The sequence below is a fragment of the Daejeonella sp. genome, assembly GCF_046590655.1.
Classification (GTDB): Bacteria; Bacteroidota; Bacteroidia; order Sphingobacteriales; family Sphingobacteriaceae; genus Daejeonella.
In genome coordinates this window covers 1-3,816 of record NZ_JBKJUM010000068.1, presented here as the reverse complement: position 1 = coordinate 3,816, position 3,816 = coordinate 1, and the positions used below count along the sequence as shown (strand labels likewise).

The 3,816-nt window shown below is 39.3% G+C and carries 3 protein-coding genes and 1 pseudogene; 2 read left to right on the top strand and 2 right to left on the bottom strand.

The annotated features are described in order from the left end of the window. Window positions 1-1,469: putative LPS assembly protein LptD (locus tag ACLL8Z_RS07315; protein ID WP_411274115.1), on the bottom strand; the 1,469-nt coding region annotated here is incomplete at its 3' end. Window positions 1,470-1,567: 98 nt separating this feature from the next. On the opposite strand from ACLL8Z_RS07315, the gene ACLL8Z_RS07310 reads away from it, so the two are divergent. Both ACLL8Z_RS07310 and ACLL8Z_RS07305 read left to right on the top strand, forming a co-directional pair. After that, window positions 1,568-2,437 carry an N-acetylmuramoyl-L-alanine amidase family protein gene (locus tag ACLL8Z_RS07310; protein WP_411274114.1) on the top strand — a complete coding sequence of 290 codons (870 nt, stop codon included), beginning with the start codon at window positions 1,568-1,570 and terminating at the stop codon, window positions 2,435-2,437. Window positions 2,438-2,490: 53 nt separating this feature from the next. After that, the gene (locus tag ACLL8Z_RS07305; RefSeq protein WP_411274113.1) at window positions 2,491-3,435 is read left to right on the top strand and encodes an MlaD family protein; all 945 of its coding nucleotides are present in this window, start codon (window positions 2,491-2,493) and stop codon (window positions 3,433-3,435) included. Window positions 3,436-3,467: 32 nt separating this feature from the next. Here the strand turns inward: ACLL8Z_RS07305 and ACLL8Z_RS07300 are convergent. Beyond that, a pseudogene (locus ACLL8Z_RS07300) lies at window positions 3,468-3,816 on the bottom strand (ribonuclease Z); the annotation flags it as partial.

Genomic DNA, 3,816 nt, shown 5'->3' with positions numbered 1-3,816 from the left:
TACCATTTTTCACTATAGTTTAAGCTCGAGTTAAACTGAAAGAACTTTGCCACGTTTAGTGACATCGAGATGGGAATATCATGCCTTATACCATTCTGAAATTTCCTTAGAGTCTCCTTTTTGAAAAGCAAACTTTCGGCCGTATTAATTAAGTTAGTTCCTTGCATGGTATAACCAAGGCTAATTCGTTGAAACCATTTCTGCTCTCCGGCGCGATCCTTACTGTCAAAAGGATTAATAGTAGACATCCCGAGATTGAATTGAGGCAATTGCAATGAAACTGTTTTTTGCTCGATGTCCTGGCTATGGGTTAAACTCGAAGTAAAGTTAAATAGTCCGTCGTAAAATACTTTTCCATAGCTTATGCTGGATGATAAAGTATTACGTGCAATTTCAGTAGGGTTGTATGCTACTGCGCCCGGAACATTCTGAAAAAATGAACCTGTTCCAGCATTAACTGATGCGCTAAAAGTAGTACCCGGATTCGCCTGCGGGCTTTGGGAATGACTCCAGGTTATGTTGAAATCTTTGCTTGGATTCTTGAAAGCTTCCGTACCTTCAACTCCATTTTTTGTTGATGCAAATCTAAAATTTACATTACCATCGTATTTGTAGTTTTTCCGATATCTTGCTGCCGAACTTAATTCATAAGAGCCTTTTGAATAAAGTGTTCCGCGGGTTGCAAGATCCCAATAATCGTTAAGTCCGATATAATACCCAAGGTCCCTCATAAAAAAACCTCTAAGATCTTCGCCAAACGTCGGGAATAAAAGCCCTCCTGATCGTTTATTTGGCTTTGGGAAAAATCCAAAAGGAACACCCAACGGGAGTGGAACACCTTCAATTTCAAGATATGCCGGTCCTGTAATTATTTGCTTTTCGGTTACAATTCCTTTAGTGATGTTTATTCCAAAATGATTATGCGGATAAGGTAAATTACAGGAACTATATACGCCGTGCGCAAAATTACCTTCACCATATTCGTTCTTTTTAAATTGCCTGGCCTGGAGATATCCACCTTCAGCCTCAGTATAAACGCCAAAAGATTTCCCCTTTTTAGTTTTGTAATTAAAGAATAGCGAATCAGTTGTTATCGGCTGCTCAGAACCCTGTTTGAATAAAGGCCGTCCTGAATACCGTTTGGTTTTCGGATTAATAAGTCCTTTAGCAAATAAGGTGTTGTTTTTCTGATCGTATTGGATATAATCTGCGTCGAGTTCCATATCCTGGTACTTAACACGTGCCTTTCCATACATTTTGACTATATTAGTTTCACGGTCGGAAATTATTGAATCTTCAGCAGAATAAATGACCTCAGATTCGAGAGCCGAACCGCCTGTTGATTTTTTCGTGACTGTGTCTGATTTTAGAGCAGGTAACCGCAATGTTGTATCGCGTTTAGCGTTATCAGGACGGATAGTAAGCTGCTGAGCATACAGGGTAGTATGCAAACACCCTATAGAAAGCATCGCTATAAAAAAATAATTAAAAAGGTGGCTAATAAATTTCAAATTCGATGATGAATACTATTTTTGCAATGATAGATAATAATATACGCTCAAAATTAATGAAAAATATACCATTGATCAGATACATTTACGTATTACTGCCTGTCTCACTTTCGTTAATTTTTACTTCTTTCACCAACAAACTTCCCGATATCCCCTACCGTATTAAGACAATAGTGATCGACGCAGGGCATGGCGGACATGACGGCGCAACCAGAGGCATTTTCTCCCGCGAAAAAGACATTGCCTTAGAGGTCGCATTAAAGCTTGGAAGGGCCGTTGAAGCTAATCTAAAAGACGTCAAAGTAGTATATACAAGATCAACGGATGTATTTGTTCCACTTTATGAACGAATTGGAATCGCTAATAATACGAAAGCTGATTTATTTATTTCTATCCATTGTAATTCGATGCCTATAAAAAGGGTTATTGTAGGATATGGAAAAGATAGCCGGGGACGTAAAATTCCGAGGTATGCTAACAGACAAAGTACTTCTACCAGGGGAACAGAAACTTTTGTTTCAGGTTTCGGCCGCCTGGATGAGCAAGACGTGGTTATACGGGAGAATGAGTCGATACTCTTAGAGAAAGATTATAAGAACAATTACGAGGGTTATGACCCTAAAGATCCGGAAAGTATTATTATGCTTTCTCTTATGAAAAACGCTTTTCGTGAGCAAAGTATAAAGCTGGCATCCTATATGCAGGATGAATACGTTCTGTCAGGACGGACGGATCGCGGGGTGAAAGAACAAAGCCTCGCTGTGTTAGCCAAAGCCGGAATGCCTGCCGTACTAACAGAAATTGGATTTGTATCTAATCCGGATGAGGAAGAATACATGAATTCGCAAATTGGACAAAACGAAATTGTAAATAACTTGTTAAAAGCAATCCAGACCTATAAGAAACAGGCGGAACTTAGCGAGTAATAGACTAATAAACTGATTATAGTCATTAGCGCTGTTGCAAATCATAAAAATAAATGAAAATAACTAACGAAACCAAAGTAGGAGTATTAGCTGCAGTAGCAATTGTCATATTAATTGTCGGATACAGTTTCTTGAAGGGTAACGACGTATTCTCCAGTGAGAACGAATTTTATGCCACCTATGATCGGGTAGATGGTCTTGCTGTTTCTAAACCAGTACTGGTAAATGGATATCAAATCGGAAGAGTTTCAGATTTAACTCTACAGTCAAATGGGCAAATCCTTGCCCAATTTAAAATTGATCCGGAATATGCAATTCCTAAAAACACTATAGCCCGACTGGAAAGTACTGATCTTCTTGGCGGGAAAGCTATAGTTTTCGAACTGGGCACTGGTAGTGATTTTGCAGAAGATGGAGACACTTTAAATGCCAACATTCAGAGAAACCTCACAGATCAGATCGAACCTATCCAAAAGAAAGCTGAACAAATCATAGCACGAATGGATTCAGTTCTAACTTCTGTTAACAGTACGTTAAGCCCCGAGTTTCAGCGGAATTTCGACAGAAGCTTTGCAAGTATCACCAGAACATTGGAAACCCTTGAAGGGACCACAAAGACTGTAGATGGGCTTGTAACTACACAGGGATCGAAGATCGCAGGGATAATGAGTAATCTGGAATCCATCACGGGTAACTTCAAGAATAATAATGCGAAGATTACTACAATCATGAACAATTTTGAAAAACTTTCAGATGAAGTCGCTAAAGCAAACTTTGCTCAAACTATTGCTGAGGCTAATAAAGCCGTCGCTGATCTACAGGTTATAGTTAACAAAGTGAATACCGGACAAGGAACTTTGGGCCAGCTTATTAATGACGAAAAGATGTACAATAATCTTAACAATGCTTCCGCGAATCTGGATAAGTTGATGATTGATTTAAAAGCTAATCCTAAGAGATACGTTAGTTTCTCTGTGTTTGGAGGGAAGAAGGATTAATTTAATTCCTAGCTGTTTGTTCCTTGCTCTACTTATATTTCAAATGTCAGTCCCTCAATGGCCAGAAAAGTATTAGGGAATATCGTTTTTGCTTCTTCCAATAATGGCCCCAGCTCCCTGTACCTTGCCGAAAAATGACCAATTATTAGCTTTTTAGCGTTTGATTTTAGTGCGACTTCTGCAGCCTGGAGGGCGGTTGTATGGAATGTTTCTTCTGCTCTGGCAAGCATATCATGAAGGAAAGTAGCCTCGTGATATAAAGTATCCGAGTCTTTTATGGGTTCCAGATATTTCCAGCTGCAAATCGTATCTGAACAATAAACATACACTTTCGGACGATCCGCCTCTGTAGTGAGGTCTGCAGCTAAATGCACCTTTCCC